The sequence below is a fragment of the Streptococcus suis genome, assembly GCA_024583055.1.
Lineage (GTDB): Bacteria > Bacillota > Bacilli > Lactobacillales > Streptococcaceae > Streptococcus > Streptococcus suis_V.
In genome coordinates this window covers 2,129,815-2,156,661 of sequence record CP102145.1, presented here as the reverse complement: position 1 = coordinate 2,156,661, position 26,847 = coordinate 2,129,815, and the positions used below count along the sequence as shown (strand labels likewise).

At 44.9% G+C, this 26,847-nt stretch carries 28 protein-coding genes, 1 tRNA gene and 1 pseudogene; 6 read left to right on the top strand and 24 right to left on the bottom strand.

Annotated features, from left to right (window positions below):
• Positions 1 to 2: 2 nt before the first annotated feature.
• From NQZ91_10855 to hemW, 4 genes and pseudogenes are all read right to left on the bottom strand, one after another.
• Positions 3 to 170 (bottom strand): hypothetical protein, encoded by a 168-nt coding sequence (locus NQZ91_10855; protein UUM57810.1) that lies wholly within the window; start codon positions 168 to 170, stop codon positions 3 to 5.
• Between the two features lie 170 nt (positions 171 to 340).
• A pseudogene (locus NQZ91_10850) lies at positions 341 to 631 on the bottom strand (NUDIX hydrolase N-terminal domain-containing protein).
• Positions 618 to 1,358 (bottom strand): thioesterase, encoded by a 741-nt coding sequence (locus NQZ91_10845; protein UUM57809.1) that lies wholly within the window; start codon positions 1,356 to 1,358, stop codon positions 618 to 620. Before NQZ91_10845 ends, NQZ91_10850 begins: the two are co-directional and overlap by 14 nt.
• A 12-nt stretch (positions 1,359 to 1,370) precedes the next feature.
• Positions 1,371 to 2,507, bottom strand: coding sequence for a radical SAM family heme chaperone HemW (hemW, locus tag NQZ91_10840; GenBank protein ID UUM57808.1), 1,137 nt, complete (start codon positions 2,505 to 2,507; stop codon positions 1,371 to 1,373).
• Positions 2,508 to 2,604: 97 nt separating this feature from the next.
• Between hemW and NQZ91_10835 the strand changes: the two genes are divergently transcribed.
• The gene (locus NQZ91_10835) at positions 2,605 to 3,183 is read left to right on the top strand and encodes a VanZ family protein (protein UUM57807.1); all 579 of its coding nucleotides are present in this window, start codon (positions 2,605 to 2,607) and stop codon (positions 3,181 to 3,183) included.
• A gap of 21 nt (positions 3,184 to 3,204) precedes the next feature.
• Here the strand turns inward: NQZ91_10835 and glgP are convergent, their stop codons facing one another.
• From glgP to NQZ91_10775, 12 genes are all read right to left on the bottom strand, one after another.
• The gene (glgP, locus tag NQZ91_10830) at positions 3,205 to 5,481 is read right to left on the bottom strand and encodes a glycogen/starch/alpha-glucan family phosphorylase (GenBank protein UUM57806.1); all 2,277 of its coding nucleotides are present in this window, start codon (positions 5,479 to 5,481) and stop codon (positions 3,205 to 3,207) included.
• A 181-nt stretch (positions 5,482 to 5,662) separates the two neighbouring features.
• Positions 5,663 to 6,010 carry an HIRAN domain-containing protein gene (locus NQZ91_10825; GenBank protein ID UUM57805.1) on the bottom strand — a complete coding sequence of 116 codons (348 nt, stop codon included), beginning with the start codon at positions 6,008 to 6,010 and terminating at the stop codon, positions 5,663 to 5,665.
• Between the two features lie 37 nt (positions 6,011 to 6,047).
• Entirely contained in the window at positions 6,048 to 6,761 is a 714-nt protein-coding gene (gene deoD, locus NQZ91_10820; GenBank protein ID UUM57804.1) for a purine-nucleoside phosphorylase, read from the bottom strand.
• Positions 6,762 to 6,796: 35 nt separating this feature from the next.
• The gene (locus tag NQZ91_10815) at positions 6,797 to 7,606 is read right to left on the bottom strand and encodes a purine-nucleoside phosphorylase (GenBank protein UUM57803.1); all 810 of its coding nucleotides are present in this window, start codon (positions 7,604 to 7,606) and stop codon (positions 6,797 to 6,799) included.
• Positions 7,607 to 7,617: 11 nt separating this feature from the next.
• The gene (locus tag NQZ91_10810) at positions 7,618 to 7,974 is read right to left on the bottom strand and encodes an ArsC family transcriptional regulator (GenBank protein ID UUM57802.1); all 357 of its coding nucleotides are present in this window, start codon (positions 7,972 to 7,974) and stop codon (positions 7,618 to 7,620) included.
• Positions 7,974 to 9,185: a phosphopentomutase gene (locus NQZ91_10805; protein UUM57801.1), complete on the bottom strand. Its 1,212-nt coding sequence runs from the start codon at positions 9,183 to 9,185 to the stop codon at positions 7,974 to 7,976. The genes NQZ91_10810 and NQZ91_10805 overlap by 1 nt, the downstream gene beginning before the upstream one ends.
• Positions 9,186 to 9,277: 92 nt before the next feature.
• Positions 9,278 to 9,952, bottom strand: a complete 675-nt coding sequence (gene rpiA, locus NQZ91_10800) for a ribose-5-phosphate isomerase RpiA (protein ID UUM57800.1) — start codon at positions 9,950 to 9,952, stop codon at positions 9,278 to 9,280.
• 23 nt (positions 9,953 to 9,975) lie between these two features.
• Positions 9,976 to 10,518, bottom strand: coding sequence for a DJ-1/PfpI family protein (locus tag NQZ91_10795; GenBank protein ID UUM57799.1), 543 nt, complete (start codon positions 10,516 to 10,518; stop codon positions 9,976 to 9,978).
• Positions 10,515 to 11,753, bottom strand: coding sequence for an FtsW/RodA/SpoVE family cell cycle protein (locus NQZ91_10790; GenBank protein ID UUM57798.1), 1,239 nt, complete (start codon positions 11,751 to 11,753; stop codon positions 10,515 to 10,517). The genes NQZ91_10795 and NQZ91_10790 overlap by 4 nt, the downstream gene beginning before the upstream one ends.
• 194 nt (positions 11,754 to 11,947) lie before the next feature.
• Positions 11,948 to 12,208 carry a type B 50S ribosomal protein L31 gene (locus tag NQZ91_10785; protein ID UUM57797.1) on the bottom strand — a complete coding sequence of 87 codons (261 nt, stop codon included), beginning with the start codon at positions 12,206 to 12,208 and terminating at the stop codon, positions 11,948 to 11,950.
• Between the two features lie 111 nt (positions 12,209 to 12,319).
• Positions 12,320 to 13,348, bottom strand: coding sequence for an FAD:protein FMN transferase (locus tag NQZ91_10780; protein UUM57796.1), 1,029 nt, complete (start codon positions 13,346 to 13,348; stop codon positions 12,320 to 12,322).
• Positions 13,335 to 14,279: a bifunctional oligoribonuclease/PAP phosphatase NrnA gene (locus NQZ91_10775; protein UUM57795.1), complete on the bottom strand. Its 945-nt coding sequence runs from the start codon at positions 14,277 to 14,279 to the stop codon at positions 13,335 to 13,337. The genes NQZ91_10780 and NQZ91_10775 overlap by 14 nt, the downstream gene beginning before the upstream one ends.
• Before the next feature lie 95 nt (positions 14,280 to 14,374).
• Between NQZ91_10775 and NQZ91_10770 the strand changes: the two genes are divergently transcribed.
• From NQZ91_10770 to NQZ91_10760, 3 genes are all read left to right on the top strand, one after another.
• On the top strand, positions 14,375 to 14,827 hold the full coding sequence (locus NQZ91_10770; GenBank protein UUM57794.1) for a flavodoxin: 453 nt from the start codon (positions 14,375 to 14,377) through the stop codon (positions 14,825 to 14,827).
• Between the two features lie 343 nt (positions 14,828 to 15,170).
• Positions 15,171 to 15,446: a chorismate mutase gene (locus NQZ91_10765; GenBank protein ID UUM57793.1), complete on the top strand. Its 276-nt coding sequence runs from the start codon at positions 15,171 to 15,173 to the stop codon at positions 15,444 to 15,446.
• A complete protein-coding gene (locus tag NQZ91_10760) occupies positions 15,439 to 16,623 on the top strand; it encodes a chloride channel protein (protein UUM57792.1) in 1,185 nt (394 codons plus the stop codon). Before NQZ91_10765 ends, NQZ91_10760 begins: the two co-directional genes overlap by 8 nt.
• A gap of 91 nt (positions 16,624 to 16,714) precedes the next feature.
• Here NQZ91_10760 and NQZ91_10755 read toward each other — a convergent pair.
• The 3 genes from NQZ91_10755 to ccpA all read right to left on the bottom strand — a co-directional run bounded on the left by NQZ91_10755 (position 16,715) and on the right by ccpA (position 18,748).
• Positions 16,715 to 16,786: transfer RNA gene (locus NQZ91_10755), tRNA-Arg, on the bottom strand.
• A gap of 47 nt (positions 16,787 to 16,833) precedes the next feature.
• Positions 16,834 to 17,508, bottom strand: coding sequence for a hydrolase (locus tag NQZ91_10750; GenBank protein UUM57791.1), 675 nt, complete (start codon positions 17,506 to 17,508; stop codon positions 16,834 to 16,836).
• Positions 17,509 to 17,743: 235 nt separating this feature from the next.
• Positions 17,744 to 18,748, bottom strand: coding sequence for a catabolite control protein A (ccpA, locus tag NQZ91_10745; protein UUM57790.1), 1,005 nt, complete (start codon positions 18,746 to 18,748; stop codon positions 17,744 to 17,746).
• A gap of 201 nt (positions 18,749 to 18,949) precedes the next feature.
• On the opposite strand from ccpA, the gene NQZ91_10740 reads away from it, so the two are divergent.
• Complete coding sequence (locus NQZ91_10740) at positions 18,950 to 20,035, top strand: Xaa-Pro peptidase family protein (protein ID UUM57789.1); 1,086 nt, start codon at positions 18,950 to 18,952, stop codon at positions 20,033 to 20,035.
• A gap of 435 nt (positions 20,036 to 20,470) precedes the next feature.
• Here the strand turns inward: NQZ91_10740 and tgt are convergent, their stop codons facing one another.
• Positions 20,471 to 21,613: a tRNA guanosine(34) transglycosylase Tgt gene (tgt, locus tag NQZ91_10735; protein ID UUM57788.1), complete on the bottom strand. Its 1,143-nt coding sequence runs from the start codon at positions 21,611 to 21,613 to the stop codon at positions 20,471 to 20,473.
• Between the two features lie 140 nt (positions 21,614 to 21,753).
• Here tgt and NQZ91_10730 point away from each other — a divergent pair, with 140 nt between their 5' ends.
• Complete coding sequence (locus NQZ91_10730) at positions 21,754 to 22,608, top strand: DUF975 family protein (protein ID UUM57787.1); 855 nt, start codon at positions 21,754 to 21,756, stop codon at positions 22,606 to 22,608.
• A 70-nt stretch (positions 22,609 to 22,678) separates the two neighbouring features.
• Here the strand turns inward: NQZ91_10730 and NQZ91_10725 are convergent, their stop codons facing one another.
• The 4 genes from NQZ91_10725 to polA all read right to left on the bottom strand — a co-directional run bounded on the left by NQZ91_10725 (position 22,679) and on the right by polA (position 26,811).
• Positions 22,679 to 23,113: a CoA-binding protein gene (locus NQZ91_10725; GenBank protein UUM57786.1), complete on the bottom strand. Its 435-nt coding sequence runs from the start codon at positions 23,111 to 23,113 to the stop codon at positions 22,679 to 22,681.
• 12 nt (positions 23,114 to 23,125) lie between these two features.
• A complete protein-coding gene (locus NQZ91_10720) occupies positions 23,126 to 23,344 on the bottom strand; it encodes a hypothetical protein (GenBank protein UUM57785.1) in 219 nt (72 codons plus the stop codon).
• A gap of 67 nt (positions 23,345 to 23,411) precedes the next feature.
• Positions 23,412 to 24,161 (bottom strand): glucose-6-phosphate isomerase, encoded by a 750-nt coding sequence (locus tag NQZ91_10715; protein ID UUM57784.1) that lies wholly within the window; start codon positions 24,159 to 24,161, stop codon positions 23,412 to 23,414.
• 13 nt (positions 24,162 to 24,174) lie between these two features.
• Complete coding sequence (gene polA / locus NQZ91_10710) at positions 24,175 to 26,811, bottom strand: DNA polymerase I (protein ID UUM57783.1); 2,637 nt, start codon at positions 26,809 to 26,811, stop codon at positions 24,175 to 24,177.
• Between the last annotated feature and the right edge of the window lie 36 nt (positions 26,812 to 26,847).

Here is a 26,847-nt window from a genome sequence, read left to right as displayed (position 1 = left end):
GATTATCCCTCCAAGACTAAAAGTCCAACATTTCCGAATTCATCAAATCGGATTAAACCTACTTGTTCCAATTCATCAACCAGATGAGTTGCTTTCTCAATATCAACTCCTAAAATAGCCACGAGATGGCACATCACGATTTGGCGTGATGATTTTTCCTTCTTTTGCATGAATTCCTCCTTAAAATAAAAAAACGAGAACACTTATTAAAATGTTCTCGCTTGTGCGATATGATATTATAAACAAAAAATAAATTTTTCCTCCTTAATGACAGATTGTAGAACACTCAAATCCTTGATTTGACAGCGTTTTAAGCACCTGTCATTATTATGACACAATCCCCACCTGGTAAGGACCAGAGCCCATCGTTTTCCTGGACCAGTAGGATTTTATCCTCTTGGAAAATAGCTGCGCGGGTATCCAGCTTGGGTGTCTGATAGCCTGTTTCATTGCAAAATAAGTCTTTCACTACTTCCAAGGGCTGCCCAGACGGTTCTACTAACATCTCCGCCGCAATCTGTCTGATTTCCTCAAATCGTTCCATGTCATAAACATCTTTTCCATAGGCCAAGCCTGTCTGAGCCAAGGCTTGTAAACGTACGGCCCATTCCAACCACTTATCCTGCGACATGACGTTCCCTCCACTCTATGACAGCTTGCGCATGTATATGCCCATCTACCACAATCTCATGCTGGCTGACACTAGCTTTTTCCACCATGCGTGAACTCACCAAGCTAGTTGCCTCTACCTCCTTGAGATACTTGAGTTGGATTTTTTTAGGGACATGGCAGAGCAGAAAATCATAGCCCAGTGCTTCATACATCCATTCCAGGTACTTGCCATTATTGACATGCCCATTCATATCCAAATCAAAATAGCGAACAGGAAATTCTTGTACAGACGGATTTTCCAAGAGCTGATACTTAGGTGCCCGAGGCAATTTCTTGACCTGCTCAGACTGATAAGGAGCAATCAAGGCTGCTGGCACAGGCGCCAGCTTGCGAGTTTTAAAATCAATCAGGACAAAATAGCAGAGAATGTCCAACAAAAGCTTGCCTGCTGCATCGTAGATATAGAACATCCGATGACAGAAAAACTTATTGTAGGCAACCGCTTCTGTTTTAATGATAATGGTTTCATTGTATTTAGGTAGGCCTTGAATGGTCAGTTCATAGTCTGTCACCACCCAAATCAAGCCAAATTCCTGAAAAACATAGAGGTCACTGCGCTCTAGTTCCTCTGACTGCCGACCTGACACACCAAGACAGTAGGAAATCAAGTCAGGCAGTTTGACAGCCTGCTTCACATCACACATATCAAAGGGAATGGTGAAATTTTCTTGGTAGGTTAGTCCCATTGTGTCCTCTTTCTAATCTTCTATAATGAAACGTTCGGCAACTGTGTCGCCAAGAAACAATCCTTTTTTGGTCATCCGAAGCCAACGGTCTTCTTCTTGTATAAGACCTTCATTTTTCAAGTCTTTGACCACATGACCATAGCGGTCTTCAAAGGAAATGCCAAACTTCTCCTCGAATCGCTCGATGGACACGCCAGTTTTTTTCCGTAGCCCTAAAAACATCTCTTCTTCCATCTGCTCGTTTTTGCTAAGAAACTCTTCGTGCAGGCGGGAATGGCCTTTTTCACGGATGGACTTGAGGTAGTGCTGGATGGGGCCGCGGTTGCGGTAGCGCATGCCGTCGATGTAGCCTGAAGCCCCTGCCCCCAAACCGTAATACTCGGAGTTGTCCCAGTACATGAGGTTGTGGCGGCTTTCAAAACCAGGCTTGGTGAAGTTGGAAATCTCATAATGCTCGAAGCCGTTTTTCTCCAACTCTTGAAGAATGTAGTCGAACATATCGGACTCTACATCTTCGTTGGGCAGATGCAGATTGCCACGACGTTGGCGGTTCATGAAGACCGTGTGATTCTCCAAAATCAAGCTATAGAGGCTCATGTGGGGAATATCCAACTCCAAAGCCTTTGCGACATTATCGACCACCTGTTCCATAGTCTGACCAGGAAGGGCATAAATCAGGTCGATGGAAATGTTGTAAAAACCCGCTTCCTTGAGAGCTGCAATGGTTTCATAAATCTGAGCTTGGTTGTGGCTACGACCGATTTTTTTCAGCATACGGTCATCAAAGGTCTGGACCCCCAGCGACACCCGATTACACTTGGACTTTTTCAGAACCGCAATCTTATCCGCCGTCAAGTCACCTGGATTGGCCTCGATAGTGAATTCTTCCACCTGTGACAAGTCCAGCAGATCCTCCATATTGGTCAGGAGGTAGTCCAACTGTTCTGCCGATAGAGCCGACGGTGTTCCGCCTCCGATATAGAGGGTCTTAAGAGTAGGCAGGTTATAAAACTTGACCTCTTCCATAAGAGCCGCTAAATACTCTTCAACAGGCTGATTCTTAATAAAAACCTTGGAAAAGTCACAGTAGTAACAAATTTGGGTACAAAATGGAATGTGGATATAGGCAGATGTCGGTCGTTTTTTCATACCAACTATTATAGCACACTGTCTATAAAAATATTTTTTACAGCCTTTACCCCCCCCCCTCAAATAATGATATAATGAAATAAAAAGGAGGCCTTCTATGAGAAAAGAAGCTATCTATGACTGTATTAACCTGATCCTGTCATTTTTGCTCTGTCGCTGGCTCTTCATGACCTTTCTCTTTTACCAGTTCACGACCATTTTCATGACGGTTGATTTTTGGCCGACACTTGCCGCAATCCTGTTAATGACCGGATTTTGCTTTACCCTATTTCGACTTGTCTATAAGCCCCATATTTCGCGACTGACACTTTGGTTTTTCTACGCTTGCTACGGGCTTCTGCTAGTCTATCTTCTCTTTTTCAAAAGCATGGGCGTCAGAGGTGTCAACTGGGACCTCCTTAGCACCTTCTCCCAAGACCTATTTCTCAATCCAGCTATAGTGGTATTCAACTTCCTGCTCTTTTTGCCATTTGGATTACTTTTTTCATTTTCTTGGAAAAAACTTTCTCTCTTTGTAGGTGCCATATTGCTAGTTGAAGCTTGTCAATTCTTCTTTTCACTAGGCTTCTTTGACCTTGGCGACATCTTTCTGAACACCTCTGGCTTTGCCCTTGGAAACTTCTTGGGACAATGTGCAATCACTCAAGCTTTCAAAAATAGAATACAGAAAAAATGACCCCGCAAGGTCATTTTTAATTTATTTTATTTCCTTAGCTTCCAAATGCCAAATGTCTTCGTTGTACTGTTGAATGGTACGGTCTGATGAGAAGAAACCTGCTTTGGCAATGTTGACGATAACCTTATCCAACCAGCTGTCACGGTCTTCGTAGTCTGCCAACATTCTTTCCTTGGTTTCAATGTAGTCTTCTAAGTCTAATAAGGTCATGAAGTGGTCATTATGCTTGAGGTTGTCCTGCAAGCGCCAGAGGCGTTCATCAATACCACCAGCATGACGAATGGTATCAGATGTGATGAAATCGATCAATGGACGGATAGCATCTCGTTCGTAGAAGGCATATGGATGGTAAGTTCCATTTGCATAGTGGTCAATAACAGTTTGGCTATCTTGACCGAAGATGTAGATGTTTTCATCACCTACCAACTCATGAATTTCCACATTGGCACCATCATCTGTACCGATAGTTAAGGCACCGTTGAGCATGAATTTCATGTTACCAGTACCAGATGCTTCCTTGGAAGCAAGAGAAATCTGCTCTGAAATATCTGCCGCTGGAATGATAAAGCTAGCTTCTGTTACGTTATAGTTTTCAATCATAACCAGCTGCAAGTGTGGTGCTACTTCTGGATCATTTTTGATAACCTGTGACAAGACCAAAATCAAGTGGATAATATCTTGAGCTGTTGTATAGGCTGGAGCTGCTTTTCCTCCAAAGAAAACAGTCAATGGACGAGTTGGAATATTACCCGCCTTGATATCCAAATACTTATGGATAACATAGAGGACATTCATCTGTTGACGCTTGTACTCGTGCATGCGCTTGATTTGCACATCAAAGATGGATTCAGGATTGACATGTACACCTTGAGTTTTGGCAATATGACGTTGTAGTTTACGCTTGTTGTGCTGCTTGGTTTTTTCTAACCAAGATTTTAATTCCTTGTCATTCTTATATTCTAATAGTTTTTCCAACTCGCTAGCATCATGGTGGTAGCCATGTCCAAGTAGTCCATCAAGATAGCTAGCCAATCTTGGGTTAGCATGCATGAGCCAACGGCGGAAGGTGATACCGTTAGTCTTGTTGTTAAATTTCTCTGGGTAAAGCTCGTAGAAGGCTTTTAACTCAGAAGTCTTCAAAATCTCAGTATGAAGGGCTGCTACACCGTTGATAGAGTAGCCGTAGTGAATATCCATGTGGGCCATGTGGACACGACCATGCTCATCGATGATATTAACCGCTGGATCATTTTTCACTTCTTTTGCACGGCGGTCCAACTCCTCGATAAATGGCACCAAGTGAGGCACCACACGGTTCAAGAAATCCAGTGGCCATTTTTCAAGGGCTTCAGACAAGATTGTATGGTTGGTATAAGCAGTCATTTTCTTGACAATTTCGATTGCCTCATCAAAGGAAATGCCACGAAGTTCCAAGAGACGAATCAATTCTGGAATGACAAGTGATGGGTGTGTATCGTTGATTTGAACCACAGCGTAATCAGGCAAGTCATGGAGGTTTGACCCTTTGGCAACCGCTTCATCAATCAAGAGTTGAGCTGCGTTGGATACCATGAAATATTGCTGGAAGATACGGAGAACTTTACCCTCATCTGTCGAATCATCTGGATAAAGGAAAAGGGTTAAGTTACGGAAAATGTCTTCCTTATCAAACTCAATGCCATCATAAATAATATTGTCATCAACTGAACCAAGGTCAAACAAACGCAAACGGTTCTTCCGCTCAGTCTTATAACCTGGCACATCGATATCGTACAACTTAGAAGTTAAGGTAAAGTTAGCAAATGGCACTTGGTAAGAAATTGGGGATTCTGTCAACCAAGAACGGGGTGTAATCCACTCGTTTGGCACTGCAGATTGCTGGTGGTATTCGAACAACTGACGGAAAAGTCCGAAGTGGTAGTTCAATCCGACACCATCTCCGTTGAGACCAAGGCTAGCAATGGAATCAAGGAAGCAGGCGGCCAAACGACCCAAACCACCGTTACCAAGAGATGGCTCCATTTCGACATCTTCAATGGCAATCAAGTCCTTACCAGCAGCAGCTAATTGGCTCTTCACCTCGTCATAGACACCTAAGTTAATCAGGTTGTTGGACAAGAGTTTACCAATCAAGAATTCCGCAGAAATGTAATATACTTTTTTCTTCTGCTCATTGGTGTATTTTGCCTCACTTTGTTGCTTGGTAAATGCGAGCAAAGCATAGTATAGTTCATAGTCTGAACAGTCCTCGATACGTTTAGCATACATAGACTGAACAAAATTTTGTAAATTAATCATTCCTAATCTCCTAAATGAAACTAATATATGTAAGTGTTCATGTTTATTTCGTTACTATTTGTAACCGTTTTCTATTATACACTAAAAAACAAAAAAAGACAAGCTAAGTTCCATACAAATAGAACTTAGTTCGTCTTTCAAACGGTTACAGATTAACCTGATAACTTCTCTGTCTACTGATTTAGGCTGTCGGACGATTGTCCTTAAACTTAACAACCACGCGTAGTTGACGATCAGGATGTTCCGTCAAATCAATCATTTGAACGCGAGCTTCCAAAATATCCCCGTGTCCATAAAAAAGCATCCGGCTGATTAAACTGTTCTTGTATTTTGGAATGTAGCCCAATTTCTTCCCCCGATAAAGAATAAGCACCGCTTCTGAATCATAAGGATTAGTTGGTTCAGCCAGTAAATCTAGAGAAGTTCCCAATTTTAACTCTTCGACAACATCTAATCCGTCATAATAAGCAAATCCTGCCAAGTGAAAATCTTCTACATTTCGAGTTGGTTCAAAGTGTGCAAATGTCATACATTCCTCCTTATCACAAGTTACTCCTTAGTCCGGCCTATTCCGCAATCAAGGTTTCCAGACCAACCTTCATCATGTCTGTGAAGGTATTTTGGCGTTCTTCTGCCGTTGTATCCTCATCTGAATTGACCAAGCTATCAGAAATGGTCATGATAGCTAGGGTTTGGACACCGAATTTAGCACCCAGATAGTAGAGGGCTGCTGCTTCCATTTCAACCGCTTTGACACCGATTTGACCAAGTTCCAAATTACGGCTGAAAAGCTTAGGCGAGTAGAAACTGTCTGAAGACAAGACATTGCCGACATGCGTTGTCAAATTAAGGTCTTTAGCAATATGATATGCCTTATCCAAAAGGTTGAAACTTGCAATTTGTGGCAAGTCATATTCCGGCCAATCAATATTAATCATACGAGAGTTGGTTGCAGCTGCTTGCGCCAAGACCAATTCACGAACATGAACATCAGCACTCAGTGAGCCCGCGGTTCCAACGCGGATTAATTTTTTCACACCGTATTCGTTGATGAGCTCGTGGGCGTAGATGGAAATGGATGGCATCCCCATACCAGTTCCCATGACAGAAACACGGTGGCCCTTATAAGTACCTGTGTAGCCGAACATATTGCGGACCTCGTTGAAGCACACAGCGTCTTCAAGGAAGTTTTCAGCGATAAATTTAGCACGGAGTGGGTCACCAGGAAGCAAAATCTTATCTGCAATCTCACCTGGTTTTGCAGAAATATGGATAGACATGTATTGTACCTCTTTATTATTCTATATTCAAATTCTTACAACTCCGCCAAGATAGCCTTGACCAAGCCTTTGAAGTTGCCTTTGATTTGCTCGGTTACTTCTACCACTTCTTCGTGGTTGAGTTCGGATTGGAAACCAGCCGCAAAGTTTGTGATAGCAGAAATACCCAAGACTTTCATGCCAGAGTGAGCTGCCACGATAACTTCTGGAACAGTTGACATACCAACTGCATGGGCACCCATGGTCTTGAAGGCCAAGATTTCAGCTGGTGTTTCGTAGGTAGGTCCTGTCACACCGAGGTAGACACCATTGTCCAACTTGATGCCCAATTTTTCCGCAACGGCATGAGCTTTCTCACGGTATTCTTTGGTATAGGCGTTGGACATATCTGGGAAACGTGGTCCGAACTCTTCCAAGTTTTCGCCAATCAAAGGATTTTGTCCCGTCATGTTGATGTGGTCTGTAATAGCCATGAGGGTACCTGGACCGTAACCGATACCACCTGCAGCATTAGTAACAATCACGCCTTCACAACCAAGAGCTTTCATGACACGGACTGGGAAAGTCACAACTTCCATCGGATTTCCTTCGTAGAAGTGGAATCGACCTTGAAGAGCCAAAACCTTGCGACCTGCCAAATCTCCATAAACCAACTTACCAGCGTGGCCTACAACTGTTGACTTGCCCCAGTTTGGAATGTCAGCATAGTCGATGACAATCGCATTTTCTACTTCTTCTGCCAATTCGCCCAAACCTGAGCCCAAAATCAAGCCAAATTCTGGCTTAATCAAGCCTTTTTCTTCTAAAAAAGCCTTTGTTTCATTGATTTTTTCTAATAGTGACATAATTTCTCCTTTTACAAATATCTTGACCAGTCGTATTCTGGCATTTTTTCTACGATTCCGTCCAGCGGTCTGCAGAGAAAAGCGGTACTTTCTCGCTCGATAATGGGTCTGTTGACAAGACTGGGGTCTGCTACCATGAGTTCCAGAATTTCTGGCTCGGATTTTCCTGCAAAATCGTCCTGTGTCAGGCGGATAAGCTGGGAAGGCTGGGCATCCATTTTAGCCAAAATCCTTTCCAAATCTGCTTTGGACAGGGGATTTTCCAGATAATTAACCCAGGTCACTTCCAGATCTTGATGAGCGAGAAGGACCCGCAATTTCTTGCACTTGCTACAATCGGGATTGTAATAAACGGTTACTTTTTCCATTAGACTAATTTATCCAAGAATGACTCCCCAATCATGGCATTGTCCACACCGAAGTTTTCAGCAATGGTCGCCGAAATATCCGCAAAATGTCCCTGTGGAATCAAGCCGTTGCCGGTAAAGGAGGGGCTGTAAGCCAAGAGCGGGATGTACTCACGAGTATGGTCCGTACCGACATAGGTCGGGTCATTCCCATGGTCAGCTGTGATGAGGAGCAGGTCGTCCTCACGCATGGCAGCAATAATCTCTGGCAAGCGAGCATCAAACTCATGCAAGCAATCACGGTAGCCCTTGGCATCACGGCGGTGACCAAAGTTGGCATCAAAATCCACCAGATTGGTGAAGGAGAATCCTGTCTCAAACTCAGCCAGACCCATGGTTGTCAAGAGGGTATCGACACCGTGGTTATTATTTTTGTTGTGGCCCATGTCGTTGGTAATGCCTGAGGCGTTGAAAATATCGCTAATTTTACCAACAGAGTAGGTCGAGATACCAGCATCTGCCAGTTTATTAAGAACAGTTGGCTCAAATGGAGAAACGGCATAGTCGTGGCGGTTGGCCGTGCGGGTAAAGTTACCAGGCTCACCAACATAAGGACGGGCAATGATACGACCCAGAAGGGCTGGACGTTCTAAGGTAATAGAACGCGCGTACTCACAGATGCGATAAAGCTCCTCAAGCGGAATAATGTCCTCATGAGCGGCAATCTGAAGAACAGGGTCTGCTGAGGTGTAAATGATGAGCTCCCCAGTTTCCATTTGACGAGGACCAAAATCATCAATCACAGCCGTTCCAGAGTAAGGTTTATTGGCCTCGCGGATGACCTTACGACCTGAAAATTCTTCGATTTTGGTCAAAATTTCCTCAGGGAAACCATTCCAGAAAGTATCGAAAGGCTCGGTAATGTTGAGGCCCATGATTTCCCAGTGGCCCGTCATAGTATCCTTACCAAGTGATACTTCTTCCAATTTTGTCGCATAACCTGTCGGATTTTCCTCGGCAGGAACTGTTTTCAGAGGTGTTTCACGAGGGATATTGCCGAGGCCCAGTTTAGCCATATTTGGCACATCCAAGCCGACTGTTTTTGAAATGTGTCCCAAGGTGTCTGATGCACCGTCTGGCACGCCTGCATTGGTAAAGTTGTTGGCATCTGGCGCCGCACCGATTCCCACAGAATCCAGGACAATCAGATGAATACGTTTAAATTTAGGCATATTGCTCTCCTTTTTTTTTAAAATAAACGTTCGTCTTTTAATTATAACATAAAAAAGCTCTCATTTTATAAAAAAATGAGAAGCGTTTTCAACTATTCTTTAGTAAGGATTTTAGGACCTTCTGCTGTTCCCACGATGACTCTTGAAATCAAGTTGATGAAGAGACCGTGCTCTACTACTCCAACTGTGTGGTCCAGTTCATTGGCCAAAGCAAGCGTATCCAAAATTCGTTGCAAATCCAGGTCAATGATGAAATTCTGCATATCGGTCACCAATTTCTGGCCGTCCTTCATACGGAAACTTGGACGATAGCCCTTCTTCTCAAACAGTCGGAAAAGATTTTCAGAACCGTATTGAACCACTTCAACCGGCAGTTTGAAGGCTCCGAGTGTTTCCACTAGCTTGCTTTCATCGACAATCCAGATAGAGTCCTTGGAATAGCTGGCAACGACCTTTTCCATGAGCAGGGCTGCACCGCCACCCTTGATGCCGTTAAAAGCTCCGTCTACTTCATCTGCTCCGTCCACCGTCAAGTCAACATAATCCACCTCATCAATATTCTTCAGAGGAATCCCCAGTGAAGCAGCGTGTTTCGCTGTGGCATGCGAAGTCGTTACACCGATGATGTCCAAACCTTCTTCCTGGACCCGGCGACCGATTTCCTGGACGAAATAATAGGCAGTCGACCCTGTTCCCAGGCCCACAATCATCCCGTCCGTGACAAATTCAGCTGCCTTAATCCCAACTTGTTCTTTCAAATTTGACATAGTTTACTCCTTTGCTTTCTTAACTAGCCCTGTTGGTAAACCATGGTCTGCGCAAGTGCTTGACCGTCACCACCCAGCAACTCAACAAGTTTATAGGCAAATGGCAGACTGGTTCCCGCACCTCGACTGGTCACGATATTGCCATCGACAACCACCTCATCCGTCTGGTGAATCCCTGAGGCAATCTGCTCTTCCATGCCTGGATAACAGGTAAAATGACGGTCCTTGAGAAGCTCCGCTCTCTCTAAAACAATGGGTGCCGCACAGATTGCTGCCACAAATTTACCAGCCGCAGCTTGAGTTTTCAATTCCTCAATCAAACCAGATTTGTCACGTAGATTGGTCGCCCCTGGCATACCGCCTGGCAGGACAATCAAATCATAGGCTGACAAATCGCCATCAAAGACAGAATCAGTCTGAACAGGAATCCCATGAGAACCTGTCACCGTCTGGCTGGTCAAGCCAACCATCTGGCAATCCATATTGGCCCGACGAAGGACATCAACCGGTGTCAGGGCTTCGATTTCTTCAAAACCTTCTGCAAATAAAACCGCTACTTTTTTCATTTTTCCCTTCTTTCTACACGCTTTATCGTGATTTTCTTATAGGATGATGCTTGGCGAGTCTGAGCCTCGTCAAACAAGGTAAATTGGTAACTCATGGATAATATCAGGCCAATGCCAATCAAGTTGGAAACCATAGAAGACCCACCCTGAGATATGAAAGGCAAGGGAATCCCGGTCAGAGGCAAGATACCTGTTGCTGCACCGATATTTTCAAAGACGTGAAAGAGCAACATGACAATGAAACCTGTCGAAATATAGGTGTAAAAACGATTGTTGGACTCGACAGTTATTTTCAGCATGCGATAGATCAAGAGCAGATAGAGCGCAATGACCACCGAGGCTCCGATAAATCCAAAATCTTCTGCAATAACTGTGAAAATCATGTCACTTTCGCGAACAGGAATCAGCAGATTGGTTTTATTGATGCCGATACCCGTCAGACCGCCACTGCCAATCGCAATCAAGCTTTGGGCTTGCTGATAGGTCGTTGATTGGGCATTTTCAAAGGGATCTAGCCAGCCCAAAATTCGGTTGATTTGATAGGTGTCCATCCCCAGATTATGAAGGAAGGATCGCCCACCAGGACTAATGAATATCAGCAGAAAAACTCCGACCAAGACGACAGCTGTCAAGACGGCTGGTAATAAAATTTTCCAGGAAATTCCCGACAGGAGCAACATGCCACCGTATATGGCTACGAAAACCAAAGAAGTCCCCAAATCTCGCTGTAGATAAAGCAAGCCCAAGACTGGTAAGGTCAAGAGGGTCAGAAAGGCAATCAGACGAAAATCTTCCTTTAACTGCCGCACTGGATTCCGCTGTTGAAAGCTGACAATCAATCTGGCTGACATGACAATGTAGGAAATCTTCATGAATTCCGACGGTTGAAACAGTGTCATATCACTGACCGTTACCCAGTTTTTAGCCCCTGTAGAGGCAACTAGCTCTGGACTAAAATAATAGAGAGGCAAAATCATCAATCCCAGTCCCAACATATAAAGAAGCGGAGCCATTTTCCATAAAAACTTATTGGAAAAGAACATAACTAGGAAGGCTAAACTGATACCTAAGGCAATCCACAGCAGCTGCTGGCCGACTATCCGCACCAGTTTTTCCGGAAAATCAATGCTAACGGCGATATAGAGGGATAAGATACCTATCAACAATAGTAAAAATACAGGTAATATCAGACCGTAATCAATCCGATTATCTAAATCAATCTTTCGAGTGCTCATGTCTCCTGCTTTCTAAATCTAATCTTCTACTATTATAGCAGAAAATAACGCACCGTATTTTATCAAACCCAAGATTCCTATCAAAAATCGCAGATGCGGCTGGCTAACTATAGTCTAGAGCAATCAAAATGGCAATCACGCGCACAAAAAAGCCCTCTCCGAAACTCGGAAAAGGCTTAAAATCAATGTTTCTCTTAGTTCGCAGCGTTTGCGTCTTTGAGACCGTATTTTTTGTTGAACTTGTCCACGCGGCCGTCTGCTTGAGTGAATTTTTGACGTCCAGTATAGAATGGGTGTGAATCTGATGAAATTTCCACACGGATCAATGGGTAAGTTTCACCTTCAAACTCAACAGTTTCATTAGAGTTCTTAGTAGAACCGCTAAGGAACTTGTAACCAGTAGTTGTGTCCATGAAGACAACAGTGCGATATTCTGGATGGATATCTTTTTTCATTATAAAAATTCCTTTCTGCCATGGTCTCTTTCCGAGCCATAGATTATAACCATTTAAGTTTACCAAAAGTTAGGCAGACTTGCAAGTCTTTTCCCCTATTTTCTCAACATTTTACAAAGCAGAGGCTCCGGAGGCCACATCCGAAGTCACACGCGCCCCAAAACCACCTCTTGAAGGGCTGGCCAAACCGTCTGACAAATGCTGTTTCCCAGCCACAACCCTGTCCACCAATCCCGGCGTCACAAAAACCTTGCCATCCAGGCCAATCATAACAGCCTCAATACCCTCCGTCTGGCAAACCGTCCTGTAAATCTCAGCCATGGACTGACCAAAGAGACGTGTGGTCCAAATCTCGCCATCGACTGACCGCTTGGAGACAATGGAAATACTGGCCAGTTCAGAGGCAATGGGATAGCCTGTCTGCGGACTGAGGATATGGTGATAGGTCTTGCCTTCAACCGTTAGGCTCCTTTCGTAAATGCCAGAGGTGACCACCGATTCTTGAATGATTTGCAGAACCAAGATGTTCTGCCCTCGTTCTTTTCCAGGATCCTGAATACCGATAAGCCAGTTACCATCAGGATTATGAGGTGCCTGTCCAAATGTCTTTACATTGCCACCCAGGTTAATCAAGCCAGCAGTCACACCCATTCGCTCCAAAAATTCGACGATGCGGTCTGCCACATAGCCCTTGGCTAAGGCTCCCAGGTCAATGGCCATGCCCTCTTTTTTCAGATAGACCAGCATGTCCTCATCGTCCAATTCAATATCAGCGGGGTCAATGATAGCCAGTTTTTTATCAATTTCTTCCTGACTAGGCAGCTTGGCATCGGAAAAACCAATCCGCCAGGTCTGGACCAGCGGACCAATGGTGATATTGAGAAAACTCTTGTCAGCCAGGCTGTGTTCCTTGCCCAGCTTGATCAGTTCGTACAAATCCTCTGCAACAGGAACCGCCTGTATACCTGCATTGAGATTGACTTCCATGAGTTCCGAAGTCAGGTCATTGGCTGAAAAACGGTCCTTGTACAGAATAAGGAGGTTTTCCACCTGGTCTAAAATTGGCTCAGGATTCTCATGCCAAATCTTGGTTTCAATGACCGTCCCCATGAGACGGACGCTTCTGCTACTTACTTGCATCTCGGACAACCTGCTGGATTTCTTGATAAATGGCTTCATTTTCGGCTAGGGAATAGGAATTAGCACCGCTGGCTAATGGATGCCCCCCGCCGTCATGTCGCTGGGCAATAGCCGAAATAGGAATATACTTGCTGCGGAGACGGACACGGTAGTTACCATCGGCTTGTTCCACAAAAATCCCCCAGGACTGGACATCACCGATACGACCCGGAGCGCCAACGATAAAGGAGGTTTCCGCATCTGTCACGCCGTATTTTTCAAGAGTGGCACGGGTCAAGGTCACCCGAGCAGCACCATGTTCATCCACCTCTAAATGGTCATAGACATAGCCTGTCAGCTTGGCAATCTTGTAGTCAATGGTGTCCATTTGGCGGCTCATCCGGGTAAAATCAAAGTCCTCCTGACGCAGGCGGGCCGCAATTTCAAAGGTGCGAGCAGTCGTCGCAGGGTAAAGGAAACGACCCGTATCACCGACAATCCCTGCGTAAAGCAGGCGGGCGATTTCCCCGTCTAGTTTGAGGTTGTTGCCCAGAGCAAACTCCGTAATCATTTCGCTACAAGAGCTGGCAGCTGTGTTGACCCAGAGCAGGTCACCGTAAGGCTCTTCGTTTGGATGGTGGTCGATTTTGATGAGAAAATCCCCAGTGGTATAGCGATTGTCATCCACTCGCGGCGTATTGGCCGTGTCTGTCACGATGACCAAGGCTCCGTGATACTCCTCATCTGCGACTGAGTCCATGCTAGCCAGCCAAGCCAGGGTTGGTTCATCCACACCTGTCGCCTTGACGTTTTTTTCAGGAAAATTGACCTGCAATAATTTCTTCAAACCCACCTGACTACCAATGGCATCTGGGTCTGGCCGCTGGTGACGGTGAATAATAATAGTGTCGTACTTCTTAATGGTTTCTAAAATATCTGTAGTAATAGTCATAGCAACTCCTTTCCCAATATTTTAGCACAATCTCCCCCTTTTGAAAAATAAGGGAGTGTGGTATAATGGGATTACTATGTAACTTGGAGGAAATTATGGCACTAGCAAAAATTGTTTACGCTAGTATGACTGGTAACACAGAAGAAATTGCGGATATCGTAGCTAGCAAACTAGAGGAATTAGGTTTGGAGGTACAGGTTCATGAATGTACCACAATTGAGACGGAAGAAATCCTAGATGCTGACTTAATTGTCGTTGCGACCTATACTTATTCTTATGGTGGCGACGGTGAATTGCCAGATGAAATCATTGATTTCTACGCTGACCTAGCTGACCTGGACTTGACTGGTAAGGTCTACGGTGTCTGTGGTTCTGGCGATACCTTCTATGATGATTTCTGTAGTGCGGTAGATGATTTCGACACTATGTTGGGGTCACGTGGTGCGGTCAAAGGTGCTGAAAATGTCAAGGTAGACCTGGCTGCTGAAGACGAAGACATCGTTAACTTGGAAAAATTTGCCAGCGATTTAGCCGCAAAATTAGATTAAGATGCAGAACAAAATAACCAGTAACAGGTGTTACTGGTTCAGAACGTAGACAAACTAAACTCTGGATAAATAAACTGAGTAGCTCTGCTAAGAAAAATAAAAATTAAGTTTATTTCGCGAGCGGAGTGAGCCTTAAGTCGGGACTTTCTGCTGTGATGAAAACGCTAGAAACGTTGTCGTTTCTAGCGTTCGGAGTCATTGAGACCTTAGGCTCAATGACTAGGTATGGAATTCCGAAGGAAGTCGCTACCGTCCGACATCACCTCAGGAAAGTCCGAAAAGAGACTTTGTTTACAAACTCAACCAGTAACAGGTGTTACTGGTTTTCTTAAAGGAGAATGGGATGCTATTAGAAGACATTCGGAAAGACATTAACGACTTGGACTGCCAACTTGTCAGCTTACTGGAACAACGCATGGAGTTGGTCGATCAGGTCACAGCCTACAAACGTGCGACTGGAAAGCCAGTCCTGGATGCCAGCCGCGAACAAGCTGTTCTAGATAGAGTCGGTAGCCTGGTGGAAAATCCAGCTTACCGCTCTGCCATTGTCGCAACTTTCAGTGACATTATGGCCCGGTCCAGGGCCTACCAGGCGGAAAAATTGGCTGACTATGAATAACAAGATTTCACGCACTGGACAGCTCAGTCTCTTTTCCCTTATCATTGGTCTCGCCGCAGGAGTGATTGAAACAATTTTTGGCAGAGTCTTGTTGGCTATAGGCACTATCCGTACCGATTACTTCTCCTACCTCATTCCCTTGCTCAGTCTTGCTGGACTTCTCATCATCTTTGTCTATCAAAAATGGGGGAAATCCGTCCAAGCTGGGATGAATTTGGTGTTTCAGGCAGGACAAGGACAAGACACCACTATTCCCCCTATTCTAATCCCACTGATTACCACAACCACTTGGCTGGGACATCTGGTTGGCGCATCAGTAGGACGCGAGGGGGTCGCTGTTCAATTGGGTGCCAGCATGTCGCACTGGCTGGGTAAGCACTGGAAAAGCGCACTTCCTAAAGACACTATGACACAAATTGGGATGGCTGCTGGCTTTGCTGGGCTCTTTCAAACGCCTTTGGCAGCTAGTTTATTTGCTGTCGAGGTCTTGGTGGTCGGGAGCATTTCTTGGGTTGCCCTGCCTTACTGTCTCCTTGCTGCTATCATCGCCTCTTCTACCTCGCATTGGCTAGGCTTGGAAAAATTCAGCCATTCCCTGTCAGCTTTTCCCTTCCAATTTGAAGATCTATTCAAGTGGATGTTAGTGGCCATCTGTCTCGGACTGATCGGTAACTGCTTCGCTTGGATCCTCACACATGCCAAAGCAGAAATATCTACTATTCTTCCCAATCCTTACTGGAGAATGCTTGCACTGGGCTTGTTACTCTCGCTCTTTCTCTATTTAGCACACCTCGGTCGCTATTCTGGTTTGGGGACTAATTTAATTGAGGCTAGTCTATCTGGAAATACAATTTTTGCTTATGACTGGCTACTCAAGTTGGTCTTTACCTGCTTGTGCTTAATTGCAGGTTTCCAAGGCGGTGAAGTCACCCCACTCTTTGCCATCGGTGCAAGTGCAGGACTTGTTTTGGCACAGTGGCTTGGTCTCCCACCAGAATTGGTTGCTGCACTAGGTTATTGTGCTGTATTTGGCACTGCGACCAATACACTCCTTGCTCCTATTTTGATTAGCTACGAGGTGTTCGGTTCTGCCATTCTTCCATTTGCCCTACCTGTGCTCGGAGTCGCTTATTTCCTCAACCGTAAACAAACCATCTACGGGCAACAAATTCATTGAATAGGTAAAAAAGTCTGATTAGTAGGCTTTTTTCTTTCTCAAAAATTCAAAAAGAAACGCTGATTTGACAACGTTTCTCAAGTCGTATCTATCTCCCCTGCAGGAATCGAACCTGCAACTAATTCTTAGGAGGAATTTGTTATATCCATTTAACTAAGGGAAGGTTACCCTTCTATTGTAACCTAGAAGGGAAAGGATTGCAAGACTGGATTAATCTGCTGCGTGCTTACGGTATTTTTCCATTTTGGCTTTGAACAATTCCCCATTACTAGGTGCCGTGTAGGTAACCGCATTCGCTCCAGCCTCGATGACTGCGCGAATGCTGTCTTCGGTCGGACCGCCTGTTGCAATAATCGGAAATTCGGGGAAATCTTGACGAATCTTGGCCACAACCCGCGCAGTATCTGCTCCACAAGAAACATTGAGAATATCAACACCAGCCTCAATCCGGGCCTTAATATTTGATTTCTCAGAAACTACCGTATAGATGATAGGAATATCCACAACCTTGTTGATTTCCTGTATAGTATCGACATTGGTCGGACCATTGACAACAACCGCATAGGCACCTTCTGATTCGGAAAAGAGGCTCATATTAGCAGAGCGGAGACCTGTGGTCAAGCCACCACCCACACCTGCAAGTACAGGAACTGAAGCTACCAGCATGATGCTCTTCAGGATAGCTGGACTAGGCGTAAAAGGATAGACTGCTAACACAGCGTCCGCATTATGATTGGCAATAATCGCAACATCCGTCGTAAACAAAATCGAGCGGATTCTGCGTCCGTAAATCATGATACCGCTACATTCTTTGATAATATTAGGCATCTGCACAATATCCTGGCGCAAATCTGACAAGATTGACGGTGGAACTGGCTTGGTCATAGGTCACCTCCATTTTTATATTTTAGAACATCAAGACTAGTCGCAAAAGGAAACTCCTCATCTCAGCAAGAACATTTCCCATCCTTAGCTGAAAATTGAAAACCTGATGTCCACTTACACTTCTAGCCTAGTTAGATTTCGGTTTAATAATATTCATTATAACACATTTTTATCAGGAATAGGAAGCTATCCCTGAAAAAATAAAAAATCCGGAAGCTCGTCCGGATCCTTTGAACTATTTGGTAGATTTGCGAACCTTAATGCCGTGATTCAGAATGACTTCACGGTTTTCCAATTCTTCCTTGTGCATGATTTTGGTCAGCATCCGCATGGCAATGGCACCAATATCATACAATGGCTGATTGATAGAAGTCAGGTTAGGTCGTGTAAACTTGGTCACCAGTGAATCATCGCTTGTAATGATTTCAAAATCTTCTGGAACGCTGAGACCCTTGTCTGAAATACCATTCAAGAGACCTGCTGCAATTTCATCTTCTGCCACCAAGGCTGCCGTCGCACCTGCGTTCAAGATACGTTCAGCAAGGGCATAGCCCTCTTCATACTTATACTTAGATTCAAAGACTAGGCCTTCGCTAAAGTCCAAGCCCGCTTCTTGCAAGCCATCCTTATAACCAGCAAAGCGGACCTTGCCATTGATATCATCAACCAACGGTCCAGATACAAAGGCGATTTTCTTGTTGTTTTTAGCCAACAGGGTAACCGCATCCTTGCTTGCTGCAGCGTAGTCAATGTTAACGCTCGGCAATTGTTTTTCCAAATCAACTGTACCAGCCAGAACGATCGGTGTACGTGAACGAGAAAACTCCGCCCGAATCTTATCTGTCAAATGGTAGCCCATGAAAATGATACCATCCACCTGTTTTGAAAAGAGGGTGTTGACCACATTAATCTCTTTTTCATCGTTCTCATCGCTATTGGCAAGGACGATATTATACTTATACATATCAGCAATATCATCAATCCCCTTAGCCAGGGTTGCAAAGTAGGCGTTAGCAATATTTGGGATAACCACACCAACAGTCGTCGTCTTCTTGCTGGCCAAACCACGGGCAACGGCGTTAGGACGGTAATCCAAGCGCTCGATGACCTCTAAGACTTTTTTGCGGGTATTTTCCTTAACGTTCTTATTTCCATTTACAACGCGGGAAACGGTCGCCATAGAGACCCCAGCTTCGCGGGCAACGTCATATATCGTTACCGTATCATCAGTATTCAACATATTTGTGTTTCCTTTCACCTTTCTTTTTCTATGAAAATTACGCTTTCACTCTCTTATAGTGTATCACTTTTTGTAAACACTTTCAAGAGAAAAATAGGACTTTTTTCGCTAGGACTTGCAAATTTTTTGATTTTTTGAAACAATAGTCCATATAATAAACGAAAATTTCATTTTTCTTATCATCAAAAGAAAGGTATGCCTATGTCTAAATTACAATATGTGCAAGATTACCTAGAAAACAATCAACTTGAATTGGCCATTTTCTCAGATCCTTCCAGTATCTACTACCTGACCGGCTATCACGCTGACCCACACGAACGCCACATGTTCCTCTTTGTCATGCCAGACCATGAACCGCTCCTCTTCCTACCAGCTCTCGATGTCGAGCGCGCTCGTGCAACTGTTTCATTCCCCGTAACTGGCTACATGGATTCTGAAAATCCTTGGAAAATCATCCAGGCAAGTCTGCCAAACAAGGCCTTCAAGACAATCGGTGCTGAATTTGACAATATGAATTTGACCCGCTACCACGGTCTCCAGTCTATTTTTAATCAGCCTTTCTCAGACATCACTCCGCTGATCAATACCATGAAATTGATTAAATCCCGCGATGAAATTGAAAAAATGTTTATCGCAGGTGAATTTGCGGATAAGGCCATGCAGGTCGGATTTGACAACATTTCCTTGAATGTCACAGAAACCGACATTATCGCCCAGATTGAATTTGAAATGAAAAAACAAGGCATTTCAAAAATGAGTTTCGATACCATGGTCTTGACCGGTAATAATGCAGCTAATCCTCACGGCATTCCCGCTACTAATAAGATTGAAAACAATGCCCTGCTTTTGTTTGACTTGGGCGTAGAAACGCTAGGCTACACTTCTGATATGACACGGACAATTGCGGTCGGTCAGCCTGATCAATTCAAAAAAGACATTTACAATCTCTGTTTAGAGGCCCACATGGCAGCTGTCGAGATGATTAAACCCGGTGTGACTGCTGGTGAAATTGACTATGCTGCTCGCTCTGTTATTGAAAAATCTGGTTATGGTGAGTATTTCAACCACCGCCTGGGCCACGGTTTGGGAATGAGCGTTCATGAATTTCCATCTATCATGGAAGGCAATGATTTGGTTATTCAAGAGGGCATGTGTTTCTCTGTTGAGCCAGGTATCTACATTCCGGGCAAGGTCGGCGTCCGCATTGAGGATTGCGGTCATGTGACCGAGAACGGCTTTAATGTCTTTACCAAAACGCCTAAAGAACTCTTGTATTTTGATGTATAAAAAGAGAACCTCCTACTATTTTGTAGGAGGTCATTTACTTACCTATTTTTTTAGAAAAGTTGTTAATAGTCGAAAAGCATGGATCATTAGAATAACAAGAATAGCAATAACATTGATAAGAAGTGGTATTATTACGAAAGCAAGTCCATATATAGCAATGATAGTTGCATCTTCTATCTCAGCTCTGTTACTCAAGTACATCATATATAAATAGCTGGATGCCAAAATGAAAAAAATAACATAAATACCTTTGGTCCAATAGTGATATAAAAATCTATAAATCAAGGCATTTCCAACTAGCGTAGCAATAATAAGTAGTAAAATTAGCCAGTTTTCGACTAAATAAAGGAGCCAAAATATGAAAGGGAGACTCATCGATACCAACAAAGTCCCTAATATCAGACCCGCTCTTTTAAGAATTACATTCATACTTGATTAAAAATTTCGTCCATTCTTCCCATAACCGTAACGTTCCATGAAATCTTGGCGGAATTCCAAGAGATTGTCATCCATAATGGCCTGACGAACATTTTTCATAAGGTTGATTAGGAAGAAGAGGTTGTGGTAGCTGGTCAAGCGGATACCAAAGGTCTCATCTGCCTTGAGCAAGTGACGCAGGTAGGCACGGCTGTAGTTTTTACAGGTGTAGCAATCACAATTGGGGTCAAGCGGGGTGAAATCTTCTGCGAATTGCGCATTTTTCACGACCAAACGCCCCTGACTGGTCATACAGGTACCATTGCGGGCGATACGGGTCGGCAATACACAGTCAAACATATCAACCCCACGAATCACACCATCAATCAAGCTATCTGGTGCTCCAACACCCATGAGGTAACGAGGCTTGTTTTCCGGCAAAAGCGGCGTTGTGAAATCCAAGACTGCATTCATCTCATCATGGGTCTCACCGACAGCCAAACCACCGATGGAATAGCCCAGAAAATCCATGCTGACCAAGTCGCTAGCTGATTGACGACGGAGGTCTTCAAAGCCAGCCCCTTGGACAATCCCGAAGAGCCCTTGGTCATGCGGGCGACGGTGAGCCTTTAGACCACGCTCCGCCCAACGGCTGGTCCGTTCAATGGACTTCTTGACATAGTCATACGGTTGGTAGAATTGCGGGCATTCGTCAAAGCTCATCATGATGTCAGAACCAAGATTATTCTGGATGGAAATGGCTTTTTCCGGCGACAGGAACATCTTACTACCATTGAGATGGTTTTTAAAGGTCACACCTTCCTCGGAAATATTGCGGCTATCTGCCAGCGAATAAACCTGGAACCCGCCCGAATCCGTCAAAATCGGCTGGTCCCAATTCATGAATTTGTGGAGTCCGCCGGCACGCGCAATCAGCTCATCACCAGGACGAAGCCAGAGATGATAGGTATTGGACAAAATAATGCCCGACCCCATTTCTTTCAGCTCCTCAGGCGACATGGTCTTGACCGTCGCTTGCGTTCCCACTGGCATAAACATAGGCGTTGGGAAGGTCCCGTGTGGCGTGATAATCTCACCCAAACGAGCACCTGTGTGCTTTTCTTTCTTGATCAAGCGATACTTGATTGGTACATCTGTCATATATATTTACCTCCTACCAGGAAAAACAGTCCTGGGAAAATCAACAGGGCTCCACTGAGCCTGCAACTAATCTAGTCTATCAAAATTTACCTTTCTTGTCACTTGAAACTGTGTTAAAATATGGAAGAAAGGAAGGCTTTATGTTTACACTATCATCTATTCGCCAAAAAGCTCGCCTGAGCCTGAGAAGGAATCCTACTAGCTTTAAAATCGTTTTGCTTCCTGTCCTGCTCACTCTGCTGATCAATCTATTTACAAATTCCCAGACAGATATGGAGCGTGTTGCAGACATTAGCCAGGACACCCAGGCTAGCATTTATTACCTACTGTCCATTTTAGGATTTACAAGCTTCTACAGGTTGCTCCTTGCCCTTCTGCTGCTCTCCGTCTCCTACAGCCTATTCCTATTGATGTTGGACAAAAAAGCGACAGGGAAACTTTCTGATAGCCTAGCTATCTTCAGCCATCCATCATTTGGAAAATTCTTGGCGGTTTTCAGTTTAAAAACAATCCTGCTCATTCTCTGGGGCTTGATCTTCTACATCGGTGCCTTCTTGCTGCTAGGGTCTAGTATCCTCATCGGCAACCTGTCCGCAGAACTGCTTCAAGCCAACTCGGTTGAAGTACAGGAAAGCCTGACTGGCATGATAGCTATCGGCTTTTTGGTTTTTATTGCTGGTTTGTTCCTGATTTGCATTGGTCTGGCCATCTATTTGCCACAGGTCTATGCCTATTCCCAGGCTGAGAACATTCTCTTCCAACGCTTGGAAGAGGACACTTATACCAGTGCCAGAGCCATTTTGAATGAAAGCCGTCAATTGATGAAGGGCTACAAATGGAAACGATTCCTCTTGGATTTGAGCTTCTTGGGTTGGTTTATCTTGATCATTATCACCGGCGGACTTGCGGATTTCTATGTTCTTCCCTATCACAAGACTGCCCAGATTTATTTCTATCAGGCTATTCTGGAAGAAAAAAGTACCAAATCAATATAATTCGACCATTCAAAAAGCGATATCCGCTCACACTTGCGGCATCGCTTTTTATTTATGTTCTCAGTTACTACTATGCTCCTGTCATGGCCAAGTATTCAATCTTGATGCACTTGTTCATGACAATGGCAGAGCGCCCAGCCTGACGCAGGATCTCTTCTGCTTCTTGGCTCTCCAAGCCCAGCTGAGCCCAAAATATTTTAGCATCTGTTTGGATAAATTCACGCGCTACATCGGGCAAGAATTCACTGCGACGGAAAATATCGACAATGTCAATCGGCTGGTCAATATCCAGCAGACTAGCATAGACTGGCTCACTAAGAATGGTTTGGCCAACTGCCGTCGGATTAACAGGAATAATCTTATAACCAGCCTCCTGCATGAGCTTGGAAACCCGATAGGATGTGGCATCCTCACGAGTAGACAAGCCCACAACCGCAATGGTCTTGGCGTTTCTCAGATAATCAAAGATGACATTCTGATCTGGATTTTGAAAAGAATAGGTCATAACTACCTCCTTTTAAGAGTGATAATGATAGACAAATAGGAAAATCAAGAGGGCAAGCAGGCACACCGGGCGGATAAGCCTGACTTCTCTCTTGCTCAGTATCGAACGACCTGGCATTTGGGGAAAGAGGGCCACCAAAACTGCCGTAGCAGCCAGACCTATATTGGCCAGATAGGCCATCTTGGTCAGACTTGCCAGTAGGAAGCTCAGAAATGTAAGTCCTACTCCCAACAGAATCATTTGCCCATAGGTCCGTGTTTGCAGCCATTCTTACATCATAGTCGTCCTCTGAGTATTCTTATTTCTTAGAAAGGGAATAAACTACATCCTTAAGCTGACCGATAGCTTTCTTGAGTGCTGTCCGGTCCTTGTCCAAGCCTGGATCCAACGAGTAGTAGATAGAGCCTACAACAACAGAATCATCATACTCTCCAGTTGATTCCATCCGATAGAAGGTCAGGCGGGCCATTTTTTGATCGTTCATAATCTGACGACCGGCCTTCCACTCCTGGTCATTGATGATCACAACTGACTGCTCAATGAAATTGTGGTTGGTTTCCGCCATACGGGCAGCCAACTCTTCTTCGTTCATGTTAACACCTTCTTCCAGTGGTGACTTGTTGAAAGCATTGATATTGTAGAGTTGAACCATGTAGTTGTTAGCGCCTTCCTTGACATCGTAAACCGCAGCTAGGGTCTCATCTTCTGTGTTTTCTTTATTGATGGTCCAGTTGGCAGGCACATCGTAGTAGCGCCAATTTTCTTTGATATTGCCGTTTTCATCACGTTCCGCAACACCATTGTTGGCCGCATGTATCTTGTGACCTTTTTGCGTCTCATCAGCTGGCGGATTGTCATTGACAGCAACGACTGGGACATTGACAAGAACATTGAACTGTTCATTTGTGGTGTCTTGTTTTTCTTTTAAAATAGGCAATTGAGTTGAGAAATCATCACCCGAAGGATTGGTTCCCTTGTTTTCTTTCTTCTGGCCACAGCCAACGAGAATCACACTAAACAAGGCAAGTAGAAGAATTGATTTTTTCACGTTATTTCCTTTCTTATTTAGCTTCATACCAGGTCTGACCGGCATTTTCGTCCGCAATCAGTGGCACAGACAGGGCAATGGCGCTTTCCATGGTCTCCTTGACCATGGCTTTGACCCTTTCCAGCTCTGCCATTGGTACCTCCAAAACAATCTCATCATGGACCTGAAGGAGCATGCGGGTAGATAGACCAGCCTCAGTCAGGGCCTTGTCCAAGTTAATCATAGCCACCTTGAGGATATCAGCAGCGGATCCTTGGATTGGAGAGTTGATGGCTGTTCGCTCGGCAAAATTTCGGACGTTGAAGTTGCGAGAGTTAATATCTGGTAATTCTCGACGGCGCTTGTAGATGGTTTCTACAAAGCCCTTGTCACGCGCCTCGCGAACGATGGTCTCCATGTAATTCTTGATACCAGGGAAGCGTTCGAAATAGGTATCGATGTAATTCTTAGCCTCTTTTCTCGTGATTCCGAGGTTGTTAGAAAGTCCGAAGTCAGAAATGCCGTAGACCACACCAAAGTTGACAGCCTTGGCATTGCGGCGGTCATTTGCTGTCACATCTTCTGCTTTTTCAATGCCAAAGACCCGCATAGCTGTTGAAGTATGGATATCATCGCCTCGTTTGAAGGCTTCAATCAGGTGCTCATCTTGAGAAATATGCGCCAAGACCCGCAATTCAATCTGAGAATAATCCGATGCCAAGAGTACACTATCCTCAAGCGAAGGCACAAAGGCCTTACGAATGAGACGACCCTGCTCCAGGCGGACCGGGATATTCTGCAGGTTGGGATCTGTTGAAGACAGACGCCCTGTCTGGGTCAGGTCCTGGACATAGCGGGTGTGAATCTTGTCATCTGCTAGGATAGCATCCTGCAAGCCAATGACATAGGTAGACTGGAGCTTGCTAATCTGACGGTATTCCAAAATTTTCGACACGACTGGGGCAATAGGCGCCAGACGCTCCAGGACATCAACGGCCGTTGAATAGCCCGTCTTGGTCTTTTTAGTGTATTCCAATGGTAGGCCCATATCCTCAAAGAGAATGGTGCCCAGCTGCTTAGGCGAATTGATATTAAATTCTTGACCAGCTAATTCATAGATTTCCTTGGTCAGCTGCTCTATCAAGACTTCATTTTCAGCCTGCATGGCTTGGAGAGTCTCTTTTTCTACCTTGATACCGGAAATTTCCATCTTGGCAAGGACATCCGCCAGGGGCAATTCCATCTCGTAGAAGAGCTCCAATTGCTCATGTTCTTCGAGTTTTGCCAGCATAGCTTGCTCGGTCTCAATCAAGACCTGGACCTTACGAGCCAGATGCGAGAAGAATTCCTCACGGGCTGGTAGGGCCAATTTGGCTCCCTTACCATAGACCGCCTCATCTGGCACCAAGCTAGTCTGACCGTAGAGGTTGGCGATGGTGGTCAAGGTATTGTCCTCAACTGTTGACAGGAGATACTTGGCCAAGCGACTGTCAAAGCTGCCAAGAGGGAGGTTCAGGCTCTTTCTAGCCAAGAGAACCTTACCACGCTTGAAATCATAGGTCTTAATAGTCTGATGTTCCAAGAAATCACGTAGGATAGGGCTGTCCAGTAATTCTGGACCACCGACATAAATCCCGTCCTTATCGCCCCAGGCCAGGCCAACAATTTCCTCTCGGTGGTAATTTTCACCTAGAATCTCAAAATAGAAGAACTGGTCCTTCTTAAGCATATCAGCCGTCACATCTGTAACCGTTTGGAAATCCAGTACTACTTCCTCTTGGGTCTCGGTCACTCCCAGCTGGGCCCGGAGTTGCTTAAAGCCCATGTCATCGTAGAATTGAGCCAGCTCCTCAATATTTGGACCAGTGTAGGCAATGTCGTCCAGGCCAATTTCAATCGGAGCATTGGTATCAATGGTCGCAAGGGTCTTAGACAGGAAGGCCTGGTCCTTGTCGTTGATGAGGTTTTCCTTCATCTTGGAGGCCTTCATGCTGTCGATATTTTCGTAAATCCCCTCTAAGCTGCCGTGTTCAATGAGGAGCTTGAGACCCGTCTTTTCACCGATTTTAGTCACGCCAGGGATATTATCCGACTTATCCCCCATGAGGGCCTTGAGGTCGATAAACTGGGCTGGGGTAATCCCCATTTTTTCCATGAGGTAGGCTGGGGTAAATTCCTCAAATTCTGCCACGCCTTTCTTGGAAATCTCCACAACCGTATTTTCATCTGTCAGCTGGATCAAGTCCTTGTCACCGCTGACAATGGTTACATCAAAAGGAGTGTCTATCCGCTCTGCCATTTTGTCCAAGGTACCGATAATATCATCTGCCTCGTACTGTGCCAGCTCATAGTGCATGACCCCCATGGCATCCAGCATCTGGCGGATAAAAGGGAACTGCTCGCGGAATTCGTCTGGAGTCTTGGCCCGGCCCGCCTTGTAGTCAGCGTACATCTCCGTCCGGAAGGTGGTCTTACCAGCGTCAAATGCCACCACAATGTGGGTCGGCTGGACCCGCTTCATCATGTGGTCCAACATGAGGTTAAAGCCATAAATCGCGTTGGTGTGGAGCCCAGTCGGACTCTTAAAACGGTCAATTTGGTTGTAGAGTGCAAAGAAAGCACGGAAGGCTACAGAAGAGCCGTCGATTAGTAAAAGCTTGTTTTTATTCATAGGTCTATTATAGCATGAAAAGGAGGTTTTGGCGGG

Coding starts and splice junctions, on each gene's coding strand:
- NQZ91_10855 (UUM57810.1), bottom strand. CDS start 170: ATGCAAAAGAAGGAAAAATCATCACGCCAAATCGTGATGTGCCATCTC.
- NQZ91_10845 (UUM57809.1), bottom strand. CDS start 1,358: ATGGGACTAACCTACCAAGAAAATTTCACCATTCCCTTTGATATGTGT.
- hemW (UUM57808.1), bottom strand. CDS start 2,507: ATGAAAAAACGACCGACATCTGCCTATATCCACATTCCATTTTGTACC.
- NQZ91_10835 (UUM57807.1), top strand. CDS start 2,605: ATGAGAAAAGAAGCTATCTATGACTGTATTAACCTGATCCTGTCATTT.
- glgP (UUM57806.1), bottom strand. CDS start 5,481: ATGATTAATTTACAAAATTTTGTTCAGTCTATGTATGCTAAACGTATC.
- NQZ91_10825 (UUM57805.1), bottom strand. CDS start 6,010: ATGACATTTGCACACTTTGAACCAACTCGAAATGTAGAAGATTTTCAC.
- deoD (UUM57804.1), bottom strand. CDS start 6,761: ATGTCTATCCATATTTCTGCAAAACCAGGTGAGATTGCAGATAAGATT.
- NQZ91_10815 (UUM57803.1), bottom strand. CDS start 7,606: ATGTCACTATTAGAAAAAATCAATGAAACAAAGGCTTTTTTAGAAGAA.
- NQZ91_10810 (UUM57802.1), bottom strand. CDS start 7,974: ATGGAAAAAGTAACCGTTTATTACAATCCCGATTGTAGCAAGTGCAAG.
- NQZ91_10805 (UUM57801.1), bottom strand. CDS start 9,185: ATGCCTAAATTTAAACGTATTCATCTGATTGTCCTGGATTCTGTGGGA.
- rpiA (UUM57800.1), bottom strand. CDS start 9,952: ATGTCAAATTTGAAAGAACAAGTTGGGATTAAGGCAGCTGAATTTGTC.
- NQZ91_10795 (UUM57799.1), bottom strand. CDS start 10,518: ATGAAAAAAGTAGCGGTTTTATTTGCAGAAGGTTTTGAAGAAATCGAA.
- NQZ91_10790 (UUM57798.1), bottom strand. CDS start 11,753: ATGAGCACTCGAAAGATTGATTTAGATAATCGGATTGATTACGGTCTG.
- NQZ91_10785 (UUM57797.1), bottom strand. CDS start 12,208: ATGAAAAAAGATATCCATCCAGAATATCGCACTGTTGTCTTCATGGAC.
- NQZ91_10780 (UUM57796.1), bottom strand. CDS start 13,348: ATGCAAGTAAGTAGCAGAAGCGTCCGTCTCATGGGGACGGTCATTGAA.
- NQZ91_10775 (UUM57795.1), bottom strand. CDS start 14,279: ATGACTATTACTACAGATATTTTAGAAACCATTAAGAAGTACGACACT.
- NQZ91_10770 (UUM57794.1), top strand. CDS start 14,375: ATGGCACTAGCAAAAATTGTTTACGCTAGTATGACTGGTAACACAGAA.
- NQZ91_10765 (UUM57793.1), top strand. CDS start 15,171: ATGCTATTAGAAGACATTCGGAAAGACATTAACGACTTGGACTGCCAA.
- NQZ91_10760 (UUM57792.1), top strand. CDS start 15,439: ATGAATAACAAGATTTCACGCACTGGACAGCTCAGTCTCTTTTCCCTT.
- NQZ91_10750 (UUM57791.1), bottom strand. CDS start 17,508: ATGACCAAGCCAGTTCCACCGTCAATCTTGTCAGATTTGCGCCAGGAT.
- ccpA (UUM57790.1), bottom strand. CDS start 18,748: ATGTTGAATACTGATGATACGGTAACGATATATGACGTTGCCCGCGAA.
- NQZ91_10740 (UUM57789.1), top strand. CDS start 18,950: ATGTCTAAATTACAATATGTGCAAGATTACCTAGAAAACAATCAACTT.
- tgt (UUM57788.1), bottom strand. CDS start 21,613: ATGACAGATGTACCAATCAAGTATCGCTTGATCAAGAAAGAAAAGCAC.
- NQZ91_10730 (UUM57787.1), top strand. CDS start 21,754: ATGTTTACACTATCATCTATTCGCCAAAAAGCTCGCCTGAGCCTGAGA.
- NQZ91_10725 (UUM57786.1), bottom strand. CDS start 23,113: ATGACCTATTCTTTTCAAAATCCAGATCAGAATGTCATCTTTGATTAT.
- polA (UUM57783.1), bottom strand. CDS start 26,811: ATGAATAAAAACAAGCTTTTACTAATCGACGGCTCTTCTGTAGCCTTC.